Source organism: Flavobacterium glaciei (genome assembly GCF_003350545.1).
Lineage (GTDB): Bacteria > Bacteroidota > Bacteroidia > Flavobacteriales > Flavobacteriaceae > Flavobacterium > Flavobacterium glaciei.
In genome coordinates this window covers 71,490-90,308 of record NZ_QQBA01000009.1, presented here as the reverse complement: position 1 = coordinate 90,308, position 18,819 = coordinate 71,490, and the positions used below count along the sequence as shown (strand labels likewise).

Genomic DNA, 18,819 nt, shown 5'->3' with positions numbered 1-18,819 from the left:
AAAAATCATTTATGAAACCATTCAATATTCAAATCGTTCAATTATAGCGTCGAATTCAGGTTCGTTGTACCACTTTTGGTTAATTGTTTCGTTATGAATGGCTAATAGTCTTGGTTTAAAGTCATTCAGAATTCCGTTTGCAATTAAATAGATAACGGCTTGCTCAAAAGAATTAAACATGCTTTTGAAAAACAAATCCTGTTTTATTACATTTTCTGATGAGAAGGTTTGAGCAATTTCGATATTGTAGAGCATTACATCAGCAATTACGAACGGATCTACGCCTAAAATTATAAAGTGCTTGATGTATTTTTGAGCAACGGAACGTCGCATTTTTGGTTTGCTTCTTCTTCCCACTTTTTTGAAAGGGAAATATTCATTTGATATTTTGAGTTTGCATTCTTGCAAAAGCGTATCTTCCTTTGGATTGAAAACAAAATTATAATAGACTTTTACGGGACTAAATTTTTCATACAATTCAAGAATTTGCTCTTCGAGTTGCTCTTTATTCAATTCAGCTAAGTATTTTTTTAAATCGCGTTTGCTCATTATCAAAGTTTAAGATTACAAAAGTAATTTACTTTCGGAATCCATGCTCCGAAAATCAATGATAATACTTAATTTTGACACAAATAAAAGTAGAAGTACTCCTTTCCTAACCTAATTTTTTACGTTTAACCTCAAATTTATTTTTTATGCTTAAAATTTTCAAAATTGTCGCACTACTCGAAGGAGTTTCTTATTTGGCTTTATTTACTAATATGTTAGCTGTAAAACCCACAAATCCAGTTCTCTATAAAACCTTACTTTTTCCTATAGGAATGGCTCACGGAGTATTATTTGTAAGTTATATTATCTTAGCGATAATGCTAAAATTTGAACAAAATTGGGATTGGAAAAAATTTGGAATCATTTGTCTAGGTTCCCTAATTCCTTTTGGAACTTTTTATGTAGATAAGAAATATTTGCAAAATGTATAAACTCATAGAAAAAATATTCAATTTTCTATATCCTGTATTCAGAAAATGGGGATTAGGAAGCAGTTCTGCTTCTTATTTAAGTCTTGTACTCAATATTATTTTATTGTGCGTTTTGGCGTATGCTATATATGTTGTTTTTAGGCTGATTTTGGTAACCATTATGGCAGTTATTGCCCAAAAAACCAAAACAAAATTTGATGATTTACTTGTAACCAACAAAACTGCTAAATACATCGCGCATTTAATTCCGTTGTTATTTATTTATAAATCAGTTCCAATAATTTTAGACCGATTTGAATATTGGGAAGGTTTTTTTGGGAAATTGGTTGGAATATATATTGTGATTTTAGTTTTGTGGATTATTAGGACTATTTTTAATGCATTAAGAGATTATTTAAAATTAAAACCACGCTATAGCGACAAACCTATTGATAGTTTTATTCAGGTAATTATGATAGTCCTTTGGACAGTTGGGATTACCGTAATTATCTCGAAGTTATTTGATATCAATCAAAAAGAACTGTTAACGATTTTGGGAGCGGTTTCTGCAGTTATTATCTTGATTTTTAGAGATACTATTCTAGGTTTTGTATCTAGTGTTCAGGTGTCTATAAATGATATGGTCCGCATTGGTGATTGGATTACCATGGATAGATTTGGTGCTGATGGAGATGTAATCGAAATTAATCTGGCTTCTGTAAAAGTTCGAAATTTTGACAATACTACTACTACAATTCCCACCTATAGTTTAAGTTCAGATTCGTTTCAAAACTGGCGTGGAATGCTAAATTCTGACGGACGACGCATCAAAAGACACATTCTTATTAAAACAAGCAGTATTCGGTTTTTAGAAGAAGCCGAATTAAGTGATTTGAAAAAAATCCATCTTATTTCGGATTACATTGACACTAGAAAATTAGAAATTGACGAATATAATGCAGTTAATAAAATAGATAAATCAATCGCTATCAATGGTCGAAATTTGACTAATCTTGGCTTGTTTCGAAAGTATATCACAGAATATTTATTTCAATATCCAGGGTTAAATCAAGAAATGCTGATGCTTTGTCGCCAATTGCAATCTACAGCACACGGTGTTCCACTTGAAGTGTATGCATTTGCGCATGACAAACGTTTTGAAAACTATGAATATATTATGTCGGACATATTTGACCATATTGTAGCAGCCGTGGGATATTTTGATTTGGAAATTTTTGAAACTTCCACAGAAAATGCTTTTAAAGTTTAATTGTTGTTTAAATTTCATTTTTTATATCCATTTTCTTCATTTTATTAGATGATGTGTCTTTTAAATAACTAAATTTTAAACTTTGTTTCGCTTATTTTTTCTAATTTTAAAGAAAAAAAATGAACAAGCGTAATACTTTTATTAGAGAATTTCGAGGACAAACTATTGGTTCTGTAACAACCCAATCTACAACAGAAGAATCATTTCAAAATGAAGTGCTTAGACCTATTTTAAAATTACAAAATGATTTATTCGTTGCGTCATTTTCTAATTATATTACTAAAAACAAAGTCGATTTTTACAGTCATTCTGCTGATAAAAAAACATCAATCATAGAAAAAACAATCCAGAAAGACATCAAATTTAGAAATGTTTTAAAAGGAATGATCATTGGATTATTCACTGCTGATGAGTACACCATTTACATACAAAACTCTTCTAATCTCAACAAAAGAATGATGAGTATGCTTGTAGAACGATTAAAGAGTCAAGTTCAACTTTTTGAAATTAAATAAATTCAGTAGATTATTTACTTCCCATTTTCATAAAATCATTCATACAGTAATAAATATTGATTTAAAGGAATAATTAATAGAAATTAAGAACTTGAATGACTTAAGTTTTTAAAGTTCCAATATGTTAAAACAACTTGATTTGTTGTTTATAATTTAAAAATTGACTCTTTATTAAACTAAAAATTACCATTTAATTCTAATTTAATAATTCTAATCTTTTTTATAATAAATATTAGTTAAGTTAGATTTTAACTGCCATTTGTATGACTTTTTTCATTATAATTGTTAAAAATAATTTTATGAAGGAAGAATATTTCAAATGGCATTCGACAAATTTAAATAGAGATATTGAAATGCTGGTTTTTGGACATGCTGGATATCCCGTAATCTTATTTCCGACTTCTATGGGGAGTTACCACGAAAACAAAGACATGGCATTAATTGATTCAGCAAGGTGGTTTATTGAACAGGGTTTAATTCAAATATTTTGTCCTGATAGTATAGATAAAGATAGTTTTTACAATAAAAATATTCATCCCATACATCGCATAGAAAATCATGTCAGATACGATAAAATGATTTGTCATGAAATTGTTGAAAAAGTAAAGAACAATACTTCATCAGGTAAAGTCGCTGTTGCTGGCTGCAGTTTTGGAGGATATCATGCGGCAAATTTTGCTTTTCGTCATCCCGGTTATGTAAGTCATATGTTTTCTATGAGCGGCGCTTTTAATATCAAAAGTTTTATGGACGGTTTTCACAACGATGATGTTTTTTATAACAGTCCTGAAGACTATTTGTACGGACTTGATGATTATGAATTGTGGAATATGGATATTGTTTTAGGAACTTCTAATTGGGATATTTGTTTTGACGCAAATCTAAAACTCAGCAAAGTTCTTAGTGACCGAAATATACATCATTGGTTAGATATTCGTCAAGAACGCAAGCACGACTGGCCTGTTTGGAAAGAAATGTTCCCGCATTATTTATCAAGAATTAAATTTTTTTAAAATTATAAAGTTATCAATATGAAAAAAATCGGAATTTTATTTGGAATGGAAGACACCTTTCCGCAGGCATTTATTGATCGTGTCAATTCAAAAAATGAAAAAGGAATTATTGCCGAAGCTGTTGCTATTGATAAAGTGGTTCAAAATCAAGACGGAGAATATGCAGTAATTATTGACCGAATTTCGCAAGATGTTCCTTTTTATCGTGCTTATTTAAAAAATGCCGCATTAACAGGAACAAACGTAATTAATAATCCTTTTTGGTGGAGTGCTGATGATAAATTTTTCAATAATTCTTTGGCAGATACACTTGGAGTTCCATTGCCTAATACGGTAATTCTTCCTTCGGCTGAACATCCTACTGATACAACCGGGAAATCATTCCGAAATTTAAAATACCCAATGGATTGGGAAGGGATTTTTAATTATATTGGTTTTCCTGCTTACATGAAACCGTATGCTGGAGGTGGTTGGAAAAATGTATACCGATTAGAAAATATTGAAGAATTCTGGGAAAAACATCAGGAAACCGGACAGCTGGTGATGATGTTACAAGAAGAAATAGTTTTTACGGAATATTTTAGAGTTTATTGTTTGGGTTGCAAAGCAGTCCGTATTATGCAATATGAACCTAGAAATCCGCATCATTTGCGTTACGTAATTGATGGGCCTCCTGTGGATAAAAAGTTACTAGCAACTATAAAAGATTATACTTTACGTCTCTGCAAAGGTTTAGGATATGATTTTAATACAGTAGAATTTGCCGTTCGTGACGGTATACCATACGCTATCGATTTTGGAAATCCTGCGCCTGATGCTGAATTAACTTCGGTAGGTGCTGAGAATTTTGAATGGGTAGTTGAAGAAGCTGCAAAAATGGCTATTGCTGCCGCAAAAAAACAAAAACCAGGCAAATTGAATTTGACTTGGGGAACTTTTATAAAAGATGCAGTAAAATAGTTTTCAGTCATGGTATTCAGTAAACAGACTGAAAACTGCGACTGCGACTGAACACTAATAAAATAATTATGTTAAAGAAATTACCAGTTTTTACACTTGGTGTAGAGGAAGAGTATCAAATTATTGATCCTGATACCAGAGATTTACGATCGCATTTGTCAAAAATTGTAGATGGTGCTAAAATAATATTAAACGAGCAGGTTAAGGCCGAAATGCATCAATCTGTGGTGGAAGTAGGAACAAATATCTGTCATAGCGTTAATGACACAAAAAATGAGATTCGGTTTTTGCGTTCTAAAATCGTGGAATTAGCGGATAAACAAAACCTTATTGTAGGTGGTGCGGGAACGCATCCTTTTTCAAAATGGCAAGACCAACCGATAACGGACGACCCAAGATACCACGATATTGTCAATGAATTACAAGATGCAGCGCGTTCTAATTTGATTTTTGGAATGCATTGTCACGTAGGGATTGAAAATCGGGAAATTGGTTTGCAATTGATGAATCAGGCTACCTATTTTTTACCTCACATCTTTGCGCTTTCGACAAATTCTCCTTTTTGGGAAGGAAGAAAAACCGGTTACAAATCATTTAGAACTAAAGTTTTTGACAAGTTTCCAAGAACTGGATTGCCTGAATATTTTGATTCTGTAAGTTCTTACGAAAACTATTTAGATACTTTGGTAAAAACAAATTGTATTGATAATCCAAAGAAAATTTGGTGGGATTTACGTTTGCATCCGTTTTATAATACAATAGAATTCAGGATTTGTGACATGTGCTTAACTGTTGATGAAACTATTTGTATAGTAGCTATTATTCAGGCAATAGTAGCTAAACTTTACAAATTGAACATGAATAATACGAGTTTTAATATCTATCGATTGGCTTTGATCAAGGAAAATAAATTTCGTGCAGCTCGATATGGTATTGATAATAATATGATTGATTTTGGGCTTCAAAAAGAAGTGGAAACAAAAATATTGATATTAGAATTATTAGATTTTATAGATGATGTCGTTGATGAATTGGGAAGTCGTGAGGATATAAACTATGTTCATCAGATTTTAAAAAATGGTACGGGAGCAGATAAACAATTGAATGTTTTTGAAGAAACAAATGATCTAAGTAAAGTCGTTGATTTTATAACTGGAGAATTTACAAGGGGATTGTAAAATATAAATTATCTTTGCGAATTGTTTTTAAAAATAGTTATGCCAAATAAAATTATAAAAATTGCGCTTTTAGATATGTACAACGGAGAACCTAATCAGGGAATGCGGTGTATAATTGATGTAATAAACAGGTTTAGTCCTGTGATTAGTTTTGAAATATTCGACGTACGAGTAAAATGCGAATTGCCTGAAATTAAAGAATTTGATATTTATATTTCAACAGGCGGTCCTGGAAATCCATTAATAGGTGACGGAAATTGGGATGTCAAGTATTATGCGTTTATTGATTTGTTGAATAAATGGAATAATGAAAATGAAATAAAAAAGCATGTACTTTTTATTTGCCATTCTTTTCAAATGGCTTGTTTGCATTTTGGTTTAGCTACAATAACTAAAAGGAATGATACTTCGTTTGGTGTTATGACAATTCATAAAACCAAAGAAGGAGTTACAGACCCTTTGTTTGAAGGTCTAGCTGATCCTTTTTACGCAATAGATTCGAGAGATTATCAAGTTGTTCAGCCCAAACTAAGTGTTTTTGCAAAAAAAGGAGCCAAAATTATTTCATTAGAAAAAATTAGGGATCATGTGCAATACGAACGCGCGATTATGGCTGTACGATTTACTGACTATTTTGTAGGCACTCAATTTCATCCCGAGGCGGATCCTATAAGCTTTGTTGCTCACATGAGAAATAAAGAAGTTAAGGAAAAAATAAAGGAAATGAAAGGGAAACGAAAGTTTAGAAATATGCTAGAAGATTTATTAGATGATGATAAAATTTATAGAACTAATGAAACTTTGATACCTAATTTTCTCCGAACAGCAATAAATGACTTGATGAAAACAAAAAAAATGCTTTCTAATTAATACAATCCTTTCCAAATGATTTCAAAATATCGGGAGTTATTTAATGCTCAATTTACAGAAAAAAAATATCAGGAATTCAAAGATGATATAGCTTCCGATTTTAATTACATGCCCACATTTAGGTTAGGCGAAACACCATTTTTTATTTCAAAAGAATTACAATCTCAATTGATTGAAGGATGTAACGAAGTTATAGCTTTTATTCAAAAGAAAGACTTTAAATCGCTTACAAACAAATCATTAGAATTAAATAGTAAAGTTCCAAATGAGGATGGACACACTACTTTTTTAGCGATTGATTTTGGCATTTGTGAAGAAGAAGGGGAAATTGTTCCTAATCTTATTGAAGTGCAAGGCTTTCCTTCTTTATACAATTATCAGTTGAATGTCTATGAAAAGTTCAAGAATCACTATCCTTTTCTCAAGGAGCTGACTCCTTTTATTAATGATATTACTCCAAAGGAATATTCTGATATTTTAGAACAAGCAATCTGCAATAATCATCCAAAAGAAAATGTTATACTCTTGGAAATTGAGCCAGAAAAACAAAACACCAAAATTGATTTTTATTATTGTAAAAGAGACATTGGAATCCCAATTGTTTGTGTTACGGAGTTGATAAAAAAAGACAAACGATTGTTTTATAAAAATTCAAATGGGGATGAAATTCTGGTAAAAAGAATTTATAATCGGGTTATTTTTGATGAATTGAATTTGCGAACCGATTTACAACTGAATTTTAGTTTCTCAGATGATTTAGAGGTAGAATGGGCGGGTCATCCCAATTGGTTTTTTAGAATCAGTAAATTTATTTTACCTTTCTTGAAGGGAAAATATTTTATTGAAACAACATTGTTAAGTGACTTAAAAGAAATACCACAGGATTTAGAAAACTATGTTCTAAAACCGCTTTTTTCATTTTCAGGAACAGGGGTTATTTTTCATGTAACCAAGGAAGATATAGAATCCGTTGTTGAAAAAGAGCTTTATATTCTTCAAAAGAAGGTTAACTACATTCCCATAGTACAATCTCCAGAAGGAAAAGTAAAAGCCGAAGTACGAGTTCTTTGTGTTTGGAATAAAGACGATGAAGCTCCTACTCTACTCTGTAACTTAGTTCGTTTGAGTCGAGGTGAAATGATTGGTGTAAAATTCAATAAAGACAAAGATTGGGTTGGCGGCACTATTGGATTATTTGAAAGACAAACAAAGTCTAATTAATTTCATTTTAAAAATTAACTAATCTACTAAGCTTTTTATTTTATAATTATAATAGAATTCTAATTTCTTCATTATTTCTCATATTTTTTTCTTTCCTATTTTTAGACTTATTTTTTTAATAATGTCATTTTAACGCATTGAAACTTGTTTTAACGAATATTCAATTATATTTTGTAGTAAAATACTTTCAATAATTTTATAAATTTCATTTTTTGGTACGTTTTTTCTTCCTTTTTTGCTTTGATAAAATATTTTTTTATTTAAAATTTTAGATTTGAATGACATTTTTATGAATTTTCTAAAGTGTTTTCCTTAATAATTTGAAAAATATGGAATTGTTCAATAATTTAACATAAAAAAAATTAAGCTGCTTTTTTTTTCTTTATTATTGTAAGGTTATAATAATTTAAGAATAATCAATAACTTTAATATTTAGCAAATGAATAGAAGAGAAGCACTTAAAAACGTTGCGTTTTTGATGGGAGGCGCAATCTCAGCAACTACTATGGGCGTATTGTTTCAAAGTTTTACTTTACCCGAAAAAGAGAAAAATTACGTTTCTTTTTCTGCTACGGATGAAGAGATTTTGGCTGAATTCGCAGATATCATTATTCCGACTACAGCATCTTCTCCGGGAGCAAAAACTGCAGGACTCGGTGCTTTTATTCCAATGATTATTAAAGATTGTTATCCTGCAAATTTGCAAGAAATTTTTGCCTCAGGGTTAAAAGCAATGCAATATAAATGTTCTAAAGAATTCAACAAAGATTTCTTGTCAATGTCTATTGAAGAACGTCAAAAACTAATGACTTCCTTAAAGGATGAGGCAATTGCTACAAATAAAGCACCTTCTTTCTTTTTGATAGCGAGGGATTTAACTATTTTGGGGTATTACTCTTCAGAAATAGGCTGTACTCAGGCGCGTGAATATTTGCCTGTTCCAGGTCGTTACGATGGAAATGCTGACTACATACCTGGACAAAAAGCTTGGGCAACTAACTAATTGTAATTGGAGCCTTTTGTTACACATATTTATTAAATAAAAAATACTACTCGTGAATATAAATACCAATTTAAAAGAGGAAAATACATACGATGCTATTGTAATAGGATCTGGAATTAGCGGTGGTTGGGCTGCAAAAGAACTTACTGAAAAAGGGATGAAGGTTTTGATGTTAGAACGCGGAATGAACATTGAGCATATCAAAGATTATGAATCCGCGATGAAAGCACCTTGGGAATTTGAACACGCTGGAAAACTGACACAAGAACAAATCGCTACACATCCAGTACAAACAAGAGATTATCCGTATAATGAAGCTACCGAAAAATGGTGGGTAAATGATATTGAATGTCCATATACAGAAGACAAACGTTTTGACTGGTATAGAGGTTTTCACGTGGGAGGAAAATCATTAATGTGGGGACGTCAAAGTTACCGTTTCAGTGACCATAATTTTGAAGATAATGCAAAAGATGGATACGGTAATGATTGGCCTATTCGCTATAAAGACCTAACTAAATGGTATGATTATGTAGAAAAATTTGCAGGAATCAGCGGGCAGGCAGAAAATTGGCCTCTTTTGCCAGATGGTAAATTTTTACCTCCAATGGATTTAAATTGTGTAGAAAAATCAGTAAAAGAAAGATTAGAAAAACATTATAATAAAACACGTATTCTTACAATTGGTAGAACTGCAAATTTAACAGTACCTCACAAAGGTCGCGGTAGTTGTCAATACAGAAACTTATGTAGCCGTGGTTGTCCGTTTGGAGCATATTTCAGTACACAATCTTCTACATTACCAGCAGCAATGGCAACCAATAGATTGACTGTGAGACCCTACTCTATTGTAAATCACATAATTTATGATAAAGACACAAAAAAAGCAAAAGGTGTAATGGTTATTGATGCAGAAACAAATGAAACTATGGAGTTTTATGCTAAAATTGTTTTTGTAAATGGTTCTACTTTAGGTTCAACATTTATCTTATTAAATTCTACTTCAGAAGCGCATCCGAATGGCTTGGGAAATGCCAGCGGACAATTAGGACATAACTTAATGGATCACCATTTCCGTTGCGGTGCGGAAGGAACTGCAGAAGGTTTTGAGGATAAATATACGTACGGAAGACGAGCCAACGGAATTTATATTCCAAGGTACCAAAATGTAGGGAATGATAAAAGAGACTATTTAAGAGGTTTTGGATATCAAGGTGGTGCCAGCAGAGGATTGTGGCATAAAGAAGTAGCTGAACTAGCTTTTGGTGAAAATTTCAAAGCTACTATGTCATTACCTGCTGATTCGTGGAGTATGGGACTAGGTGGTTTTGGGGAAATGCTGCCTTATTATGAAAATAAAGTGTACATCGACCACACTAAAAAAGACAAATGGGGACAACCTGTTTTGGCTATTGATTGTGAATATAAAGAGAATGAAGCAAAAATGCGGGAGGATATGATGAATGATGCTGCAGAAATGCTGGAAGCATCTGGAATCAAAAATGTAAGAACCTATGATAATGATTGTTATCCTGGTATGGCTATACACGAGATGGGTACAGCAAGAATGGGTAACGACCCTAAAGATTCGGTCTTAAATAAATGGAATCAAATGCACGAAGTGAGTAATGTATTTGTAACTGATGGATCTTGTATGCCATCTGTAGCTTGTCAAAATCCATCATTAACTTTCATGGCTTTAACAGCTCGTGCCTGTGATTATGCGGTAAAAGAATTGAAAAAAGGAAATATTTAGGTTCATCATTATGAGAAAATTAAGAATGGGAATGGTTGGTGGTGGCCAAGATGCCTTCATAGGCGCAATTCACCGCTTAGCCGCTAATATGGATGGATTAATTGAATTAAAGTGTGGTGCACTGAGTATTAGACCAGAAACAGCTTTAGCATCTGGTAAAGCGTTATTTCTGCCGGAATCAAGAACATATTTGACCTATGAGGAAATGATTAAAGCTGAAGCGGCTTTGCCAGTTGATGAGAGAATCGATTTTGTTACTATTGTAACGCCAAATTTTGCTCATTTTGCACCTGCAATGATGGCTTTAGATCATGGTTTTAATGTGGTAATTGAGAAACCTATGACTTTTTCATTGGAAGAAGCAAAATTATTGCAGCAAAAAGTGGAAGAAACAGGTTTAATCCTTTGTTTAACACATACCTACTCCGGCTATCCAATGGTAAAGCAAGCCAAAGCGATGGTCAGTGAAGGAAAATTAGGAAAAATTAGAAAAGTTTGGGTTGAATACCCTCAAGGATGGTTAAGTAAATTATCCGAAAGAGAAGGAAATACCCAAGCCGCATGGAGGACTGATCCCAAAAAATCAGGAAAAAGCTCCGTTATGGGAGATATTGGAACTCACGCTGCGCATTTAGCTGAATATATTACTGGAGCCAAAATTACAGATGTTTGTGCTGAATTAAACACTTTAGTCGAAGGTCGTGTTATGGATGATGATGGAGCTGTTTTGTTAAAGTTTGACAATGGTTCCAAAGGGGTTTTAATGGCCTCACAAGTTGCAGCAGGTGAAGAAAATGCTTTAAGAATAAGAGTTTACGGTGAAAAAGGTGGAGTCGAATGGTTTCAACATGATCCCAATACTCTAATGGTTAGATGGTTAGATGAACCAGCTCAAGTTTTAAGAGCAGGTTCAAATTATGCTAATTTATCCTCATTTGCAACACACAATTGTAGAACTCCTGGCGGACATCCTGAAGGTTATTTAGAAGCATTTGCTAACATTTATAGGAACTTTGCTTTAACTCTTAACTGCAAATTAGAAGGTACGACACCTACTCCTGAAATGTTAGATTTTCCTTCTGTTGAAGATGGAGTTAGAGGAATGGCTTTTATAGATAATGTAGTCGCATCTTCGCAATCAGATAAAAAATGGACTCCTTTCGTATTATAATAATATACCATTCGTAAAGGTTTAAGATACTATATACTATGACAACAATACAAGGACCTGCAGTATTTTTAGCTCAATTTATAAGTAATGAAGCTCCTTTTAATTCCTTAGATGGAATTTGTAAATGGGCCTCAGATTTAGGTTTTAAAGGCATTCAAATGCCAACATTAGATACTCGATTCATTGATTTGCAAAAAGCAGCAGAAAGTAAGACCTATGCTGAAGAGCTTAAGGGTACAATTGCTTCTTACGGACTGGAAATCACAGAATTGTCAACACATTTGCAAGGCCAGTTAGTAGCAGTTCACCCCGCTTATGATGATTTTTTTGATGCTTTTGCTCCGGCAAATGTACATGGAAACTCTAAGGCCAGACAGGAATGGGCGGTTCAGCAATTAAAATATGCTGCAAAAGCTTCTCAGAATTTAGGTTTAAATGCACATGCTACTTTTAGTGGTTCTCTGCTTTGGCAATATTTTCATCCTTGGCCACAAAGACCTCCTGGTTTAGTAGAAGACGGTTTTGCTGAATTGGCAAAACGTTGGCTACCTATTTTAAATGAGTTTGACCAAAATGGGATCGATCTTTGTTATGAAATACATCCGGGGGAAGATTTGTTTGATGGAGAAACTTACGAAATGTTTTTGAAAGCTGTAAATAATCATTCCAGAGCTTGTTTGCTCTATGATCCTTCGCACTTTGTTTTACAACAGTTAGACTACATTCAATACATTGATTTTTATCATGAAAGAATAAAAGCATTTCATGTAAAAGATGCCGAGTTTAACCCTACCGGAAAGCAAGGAACTTTTGGTGGATATCAAAGTTGGGTAAATCGTGCAGGACGTTATCGATCTCCTGGAGATGGCCAAATTGATTTTAAAACAATTTTCAGCAAATTAGCGCAATATGATTTTAAAGGTTGGGCAGTTATGGAATGGGAATGTTGCATCAAAAATCAAGAAGATGGAGCCCGAGAAGGTGCTGAATTTATAAAAAATCATATCATAAAAGTAACCGAAAAAGCATTTGATGATTTTGCTGCAGTGGAAACGAATCAGGCTTTTAACAGAAAAAACTTAGGGTTATAAAACTTAAATGGATAAAAAATGAAATTAAAATATTTGCTTTTTGGGTTGGCTTTAGTAAGTCTAACTTCATTTTCTAATGACAATGCCTATAAAAACTATACCAAGATTACAAAAAAATCTAATGTTATTTATCAAACATCTGAAGGCGAAAAATTAATTGCTAAATCAGACTGCATCGGATGTCATAAATTAGACAAGAAACTGATAGGTCCCTCCTATTTAGATATTGCAAAAAAATATCCATTAAACGATAAAAATGTAGCTTATCTATCTGGTAAAATTATTAAAGGTGGATCTGGTGTTTGGGGTTCTATTCCTATGTCAGCGCATTCATCATTGAAAAAGAATGATGCAACTTCGATGGCAAAGTATATTTTATCTCTTAAAAAATAAGATTACAAGTTGTGAATATTTTTTTTGCTTTATAATATTCATCAAATAAATCATTTACATAGCTATTTTATTACTATTAACTAAACGTATTAAAATTAAATGAAACAAAAAGAAGAAGATAATATAATCACAAATAACCGACGTGATTTTATAAAAACAACTGCTATAGCTGCTGCAGCGTTTATGATTGTTCCCCGTCATGTTTTAGGTAGAGGTTTTGTCGCACCAAGTGATCGTTTATCAATAGCTGGAATTGGAGTTGGTGGAAAAGGAAAATCGGATATTGCTATGTTTGCAAGCAGTGGAAAAGCTGATATTTCATTTTTGTGTGATGTTGACACCAGAAGAGCAGCCGCAAGCGTAAGCGCATTTCCTAAAGCTAAATTCTACAAAGATTGGCGTGAAATGTTAGATAAAGAGCATAAAAATATTGATGCCGTTTCAGTTTCTACACCCGACCATAATCATGCTATCCAAGCACTCGCTGCCATGCAATTGGGGAAACACGTATATGTACAAAAACCTATGGCTCATGATATATATGAAGCGCGTATTCTAACTCAAGCTGCTAAGAAATATAAAGTGGTAACCCAAATGGGAAATCAAGGAGCCTCAAATGATGGTACCCGTATCATGAAAGAATGGTATGAAGCAGGCTTGATAGGTGATGTCCATACAATACATGCTTGGACAGACCGTCCAGTTTGGCCTCAAGGTATTCCTTGGTCTGCTAATAAAGCTGATATTCCTCTTGAATTAGATTGGGATTTATGGTTGGGAACAGCCCCTTACAAAGATTATGTAAATAAATTAGTGCCCTTTAACTGGCGCGGTTGGTGGGATTATGGAACAGGTGCTTTAGGAGATATGGGTTGCCATTTACTGGAAGCCCCATTTAGTGTATTGAACTTGAAATATGCAAAAGATGTTCAATGCAGCGTTGGCTCCGTTTATGTCGATGAATTTCAAAGAGGCTATTTCCCTGAAAGTTGTCCTCCCTCAAGTCATGTAACTTTAACTTTTCCAAAAACCGAAAAGACTCAAGGAGATATAGCAGTTCACTGGATGGATGGAGGAATTCAACCGGAAAGACCTTCTGAACTAGGACCTAATGAAATCTTTGGTGATGGTGGAAATGGAACTTTATTTACTGGTACAAAAGGAAAAATGATGTGTGATACTTATGGTTTAAATCCTCGTTTATTACCTCTTAGTAAAAATGAAAATCTCAATGTCGCTCAAAAATACGCCAGAGTAAAAGATGGTGCCGAAGGTCATTATAGACAGTGGGTTGAAGCTGCCATTGCAGGTTATGGAAAAAAAGAATTAAGTTCACCTTTTGAAATTGCAGGTCCTTTAACAGAAGCTTTATTAATGGCAAATCTTGCTATCAGAGGTTATGATGTGATGAGAGATGAACTTGGAGAAGAAGTTTATCCTGGACGTTCTGCAAAATTATTATGGGACAATGACGCTATGAGAATTACTAATTTTGATGAAGTAAATCAATTTGTAAAACGCGATTATCGTCAAGGTTGGAAAGCTTTAACATTATAAAAAGTTAGTATTAATTCAAAAATTTAAAAATGATTAAAAATATTTGTACCTCATTATTTGTTATGATTTTGATTCAAACAGCAAATGCACAACAAGCACCATTACCTAAAGGATTTAAATCAATATTTGATGGAAAATCAACAACTGGTTGGCACAGCTATGGAAAAAATACAGCTGGTTCTGGTTGGAAAGTTGAAGATGGTGTCTTGCATTTTGACCCTTCTGCTGCCCAAAATGGTCAAGGAGGCGATCTTGTAACGGATGTTGAATACGAGAATTTTCACTTGAAATTAGAATGGAAAGTAGCAGCAAATGCAAACAGTGGTATTATTTTCTATGTGAATGAGGATTTGACAAAATTCAAAAACACTTACGAAACTGGTTTGGAAATGCAAGTATTAGACAATGATGGTCATCCTGACGGTAAAATTGAAAAACACAGAGCTGGTGATTTATACGATTTAATTAAAAGTACTTCAGAACCAGTAAAGCCTGTTGGAGAATGGAATTCGGTAGATTTAGTATGTAAATTTGGAAAACTTACAATGTTAGTTAATGGTGTAAAAGTTGTTGAAACAACACTTTGGGATGCCAATTTTAAAACTTTAGTTGCAGGCAGTAAATTTGCTACTTGGCCTGGATTTGCAGCCTTCAAGAAAGGTAAAATTGCTTTGCAAGATCACGGCGATAATGTATGGTTCAGAAACATTATGATTAAAGAATGGAATACTATGAAAATTACAACTGGATGTGAAGCTGGAATGTAATAAATATTAAAACTAAAACTAACCAAACCAAAATTAAAACCAACCAACCAATGAATAACACCATCCGAATAAAATTATCCATAATGATGTTCCTAGAATTTTTTATCTGGGGCGCATGGTTTGTAACACTTGGAACATTTCTTGGAAATAATTTAAAAGCATCTGGTTCAGAAACCGCTGCTATTTTTTCTACACAATCTTGGGGCGCCATTGTAGCTCCTTTCATCATAGGTCTAATCGCTGACCGATATTTTAATGCAGAAAAAATTCTAGGAATACTGCATCTTATTGGAGCTTTTCTGATGTATCAAATGTATCAATCAGAAGATGTTGGTATGTTCTACACCTACGTTTTGAGTTATATGATTCTATATATGCCAACATTAGCTTTAGTAAATTCTGTTTCATTCAACCAAATGAAAGATCCAGAGAAAGAGTTTGCTACTATTAGAGTCTGGGGAACTATTGGTTGGATTATTGCGGGACTTTCAATAAGTTATTTGTTTCATTGGGATTCTGCCGAAGGAATAAGTTCAGGTTTACTTAAAAACACCTTTTTACTAGCTGGTATTGCTGCATTTATATTAGGTCTGTTTAGTTTTTCATTACCAAAAACACCACCAAAAGTAAGTGATGAAAAAATAAAAATCGGAGATATTATAGGTCTTGATGCTTTGAAATTATTGAAAGATAAAAACTTCGCTATCTTTTTTGTTTCGTCTATTCTAATTTGTATTCCTCTTGCTTTTTATTATCAAAATGCGAATCTCTTTCTAACAGAAGCTGGTGTTGAAAATCCTACTGGAAAAATGGCTATTGGTCAAATATCCGAGGCCTTGTTCCTCTTATTGATTCCGGTGTTTTTTACTCGTTTTGGTTTCAAGAAAACCATCTTAGTAGGGATGTTAGCATGGGCAATTCGTTATGTTTTATTTGCTTATGGCAACGGAGATGATTTAAGTTTCATGTTAATTATAGGTATTGCATTGCACGGAATTTGTTATGATTTCTTTTTTGTTTCGGGTCAAATTTACACCAATTCTAAAGCGGGAGAAAAATATAAAAGTGCTGCTCAGGGTTTAATCACATTGGCAACTTATGGAGTTGGAATGTTAATTGGTTTTGCTGTTGCAGGTTGGATAACGGACAATTACAAAATGACTGATGGTGCTGTTAACTGGCAAATGGTATGGATTATTCCTGCTGGTATTGCTATAGTTGTATTTTTACTTTTCGCTCTTTTATTCAATGAGAAAAATAAAGTAGAAGAAATATCATCTGCTGTATAAATATGAGTACTAATCTAAATAGAAGATCTGCTATTAAGGGAATACTTGCCGGAACAGCTGTTATGGGAATTCCTTCTGGTTTTTCTGCTTTGGCTTTGCCAAAAAATGAAACAGAAACATCCTTAGGTAAATTAAATGGAAATATAAATCACTCCGTTTCTCGCTGGTGTTTTGATAATCTTGATTTGGATACACTTTGCATTGAAGCTAAGAAAATTGGAATTACCGGTATTGATTTAGTAGGACCTGCATCTTGGCCCACATTGAAAAAATATAATTTAGTTTCTACTATGTGTAATGGTGCTGAAATAAATTTAGTAGATGGTTTTAATGATCTTAAATTTCATGAAACACTCCTAAAAAATTATACCGAAATGATTCCGCTCGTTGCAAAAGCTGGTTATAAAAATCTGATTTGCTTTAGCGGAAGCCGAAGAGGAATAACAGATGAGGAAGGTTGGAATAATTGTGTTATTGGTTTACAAAAACTAATTCCTTTGGCTGAAAAGCACAATGTGATTTTAGTAATGGAATTGTTAAACAGCAAAATTGATCATAAGGATTACCAATGTGATCGAACATCATGGGGAGTAGAGTTAGCAAAACGTTTGAATTCTGAAAATTTTAAACTGCTGTATGATATCTACCACATGCAAATTGATGAGGGTGATGTAATTAGAAATATTAGAGAAAATCATCAATATATTGCACATTTTCACACCGCAGGTGTTCCAGGACGTAATGAAATTGATGACACACAAGAATTAAATTATGCTGCAATTATGAAAGCAATTGCACAAACTGGTTTTAAAGGATTTGTTGGTCAAGAATTCATTCCCAAAAATCCGGACAAATTGGCTTCACTGAAACAAGCTATTACAATTTGTGATATTTAATTAATCAAAAAAAACTAAATCATGATAAAAAGAAGAGAATTTTTAATTAATACTGGTTTAGCATTAGGCGCATTAGCCATTGCACCTTCATTTGCTTTTAACTCAAAAAGGAATGCTATCGGAATTCAGTTATGGACATTACGTGATACATTGCCAAAAGATGTCAAAGGTGTTTTGTCCCAAGTGGGTAAAGCAGGATTTTGCGAAGTAGAAACTTTTGGTTACTCCGCCGATAAAGGTTTTTTTGGAACCTCAGTTCGTGATTTTAAAATGATTCTGGATGATAATGATTTAAAAGCTACGAGTAATCACTTCGATTTTAATTCAATGATCAAAGATGGTTCTACGGATTTAGTTCAAAATTATATAGAAACTGCCAATTTACTAGGTAGCGAGTACGTAACAGTACCTTATATAGTTTCAGAATTGAGAGGAACTACTGGTGATGCCTATAAAAAATTAGCAGTACAAATAAATAAAGTAGGTGAACTTTGTAAAGCTGGTGGTTTAAAACTAGCGTATCATAATCATGACTTCGAATTTACAAAATTTGGTTCAACCAATGGATATGAGATTCTGTTAAATGAAACTGATAAAAATTTAGTTGATTTTGAATTGGATTTATATTGGGTAGTACGTTCTGGAAATGATCCATTACAATTATTCAAAAAATATCCAGGACGTTTCACAATGTGGCATGTAAAAGATATGGATAAAGTAAATCCAGATTGGAATGCTGAAATTGGAACGGGAGCTATAGATTTTAAATCGATTTTTGCAGAAGCTAAACTGTCTGGAATGAAACGCTTCTTTTTAGAACACGAATCTAACTACAAACCAAATCCAATAGAATCTGCAGCAACAAGTTTTAATTACATTAAGAAAAACTTGATCTAATTTTCTGAACAAA

General features: G+C 33.0%; 19 protein-coding genes. 18 read left to right on the top strand and 1 reads right to left on the bottom strand.

What is annotated here, in order from left to right; genetic code table 11:
- Positions 1–21: 21 nt before the first annotated feature.
- Positions 22–549, bottom strand: a complete 528-nt coding sequence (locus tag DFR66_RS09390) for a DUF6155 family protein (RefSeq protein ID WP_114754585.1) — start codon at positions 547–549, stop codon at positions 22–24.
- A gap of 146 nt (positions 550–695) precedes the next feature.
- On the opposite strand from DFR66_RS09390, the gene DFR66_RS09385 reads away from it, so the two are divergent.
- From DFR66_RS09385 to DFR66_RS09300, 18 genes are all read left to right on the top strand, one after another.
- Complete coding sequence (locus DFR66_RS09385) at positions 696–980, top strand: DUF3817 domain-containing protein (protein ID WP_114754584.1); 285 nt, start codon at positions 696–698, stop codon at positions 978–980.
- Complete coding sequence (locus DFR66_RS09380) at positions 973–2,229, top strand: mechanosensitive ion channel family protein (RefSeq protein WP_114754583.1); 1,257 nt, start codon at positions 973–975, stop codon at positions 2,227–2,229. Before DFR66_RS09385 ends, DFR66_RS09380 begins: the two co-directional genes overlap by 8 nt.
- A gap of 119 nt (positions 2,230–2,348) precedes the next feature.
- Positions 2,349–2,744 carry a glyoxalase gene (locus tag DFR66_RS09375; protein ID WP_114754582.1) on the top strand — a complete coding sequence of 132 codons (396 nt, stop codon included), beginning with the start codon at positions 2,349–2,351 and terminating at the stop codon, positions 2,742–2,744.
- Between the two features lie 299 nt (positions 2,745–3,043).
- Positions 3,044–3,757 carry an esterase family protein gene (locus tag DFR66_RS09370; RefSeq protein ID WP_114754627.1) on the top strand — a complete coding sequence of 238 codons (714 nt, stop codon included), beginning with the start codon at positions 3,044–3,046 and terminating at the stop codon, positions 3,755–3,757.
- An 18-nt stretch (positions 3,758–3,775) separates the two neighbouring features.
- Complete coding sequence (locus DFR66_RS09365; protein WP_114754581.1) at positions 3,776–4,717, top strand: ATP-grasp domain-containing protein; 942 nt, start codon at positions 3,776–3,778, stop codon at positions 4,715–4,717.
- 68 nt (positions 4,718–4,785) lie between these two features.
- A complete protein-coding gene (locus tag DFR66_RS09360) occupies positions 4,786–5,895 on the top strand; it encodes a carboxylate-amine ligase (RefSeq protein ID WP_114754580.1) in 1,110 nt (369 codons plus the stop codon).
- A 39-nt stretch (positions 5,896–5,934) separates the two neighbouring features.
- Complete coding sequence (locus tag DFR66_RS09355) at positions 5,935–6,765, top strand: type 1 glutamine amidotransferase (RefSeq protein ID WP_114754579.1); 831 nt, start codon at positions 5,935–5,937, stop codon at positions 6,763–6,765.
- A gap of 15 nt (positions 6,766–6,780) precedes the next feature.
- The gene (locus DFR66_RS09350; RefSeq protein ID WP_114754578.1) at positions 6,781–7,986 is read left to right on the top strand and encodes an ATP-grasp domain-containing protein; all 1,206 of its coding nucleotides are present in this window, start codon (positions 6,781–6,783) and stop codon (positions 7,984–7,986) included.
- A 439-nt stretch (positions 7,987–8,425) separates the two neighbouring features.
- Complete coding sequence (locus tag DFR66_RS09345) at positions 8,426–8,989, top strand: gluconate 2-dehydrogenase subunit 3 family protein (RefSeq protein ID WP_114754577.1); 564 nt, start codon at positions 8,426–8,428, stop codon at positions 8,987–8,989.
- 52 nt (positions 8,990–9,041) lie between these two features.
- The gene (locus DFR66_RS09340) at positions 9,042–10,745 is read left to right on the top strand and encodes a GMC oxidoreductase (RefSeq protein WP_199755505.1); all 1,704 of its coding nucleotides are present in this window, start codon (positions 9,042–9,044) and stop codon (positions 10,743–10,745) included.
- 10 nt (positions 10,746–10,755) lie between these two features.
- A complete protein-coding gene (locus tag DFR66_RS09335; protein WP_242008657.1) occupies positions 10,756–11,916 on the top strand; it encodes a Gfo/Idh/MocA family protein in 1,161 nt (386 codons plus the stop codon).
- Between the two features lie 38 nt (positions 11,917–11,954).
- Positions 11,955–13,007 carry a sugar phosphate isomerase/epimerase family protein gene (locus DFR66_RS09330; protein ID WP_114754575.1) on the top strand — a complete coding sequence of 351 codons (1,053 nt, stop codon included), beginning with the start codon at positions 11,955–11,957 and terminating at the stop codon, positions 13,005–13,007.
- A gap of 18 nt (positions 13,008–13,025) precedes the next feature.
- Complete coding sequence (locus DFR66_RS09325) at positions 13,026–13,400, top strand: c-type cytochrome (RefSeq protein ID WP_114754574.1); 375 nt, start codon at positions 13,026–13,028, stop codon at positions 13,398–13,400.
- A gap of 99 nt (positions 13,401–13,499) precedes the next feature.
- Positions 13,500–14,957 carry a Gfo/Idh/MocA family protein gene (locus DFR66_RS09320; RefSeq protein WP_114754573.1) on the top strand — a complete coding sequence of 486 codons (1,458 nt, stop codon included), beginning with the start codon at positions 13,500–13,502 and terminating at the stop codon, positions 14,955–14,957.
- A gap of 29 nt (positions 14,958–14,986) precedes the next feature.
- The gene (locus DFR66_RS09315; RefSeq protein ID WP_114754572.1) at positions 14,987–15,724 is read left to right on the top strand and encodes a 3-keto-disaccharide hydrolase; all 738 of its coding nucleotides are present in this window, start codon (positions 14,987–14,989) and stop codon (positions 15,722–15,724) included.
- 50 nt (positions 15,725–15,774) lie between these two features.
- Entirely contained in the window at positions 15,775–17,013 is a 1,239-nt protein-coding gene (locus DFR66_RS09310) for a nucleoside permease (RefSeq protein ID WP_114754571.1), read from the top strand.
- 2 nt (positions 17,014–17,015) lie between these two features.
- Complete coding sequence (locus DFR66_RS09305; RefSeq protein ID WP_114754570.1) at positions 17,016–17,909, top strand: hydroxypyruvate isomerase family protein; 894 nt, start codon at positions 17,016–17,018, stop codon at positions 17,907–17,909.
- Positions 17,910–17,930: 21 nt separating this feature from the next.
- Positions 17,931–18,806, top strand: a complete 876-nt coding sequence (locus tag DFR66_RS09300; protein ID WP_114754569.1) for a sugar phosphate isomerase/epimerase family protein — start codon at positions 17,931–17,933, stop codon at positions 18,804–18,806.
- Positions 18,807–18,819: the final 13 nt, after the last annotated feature.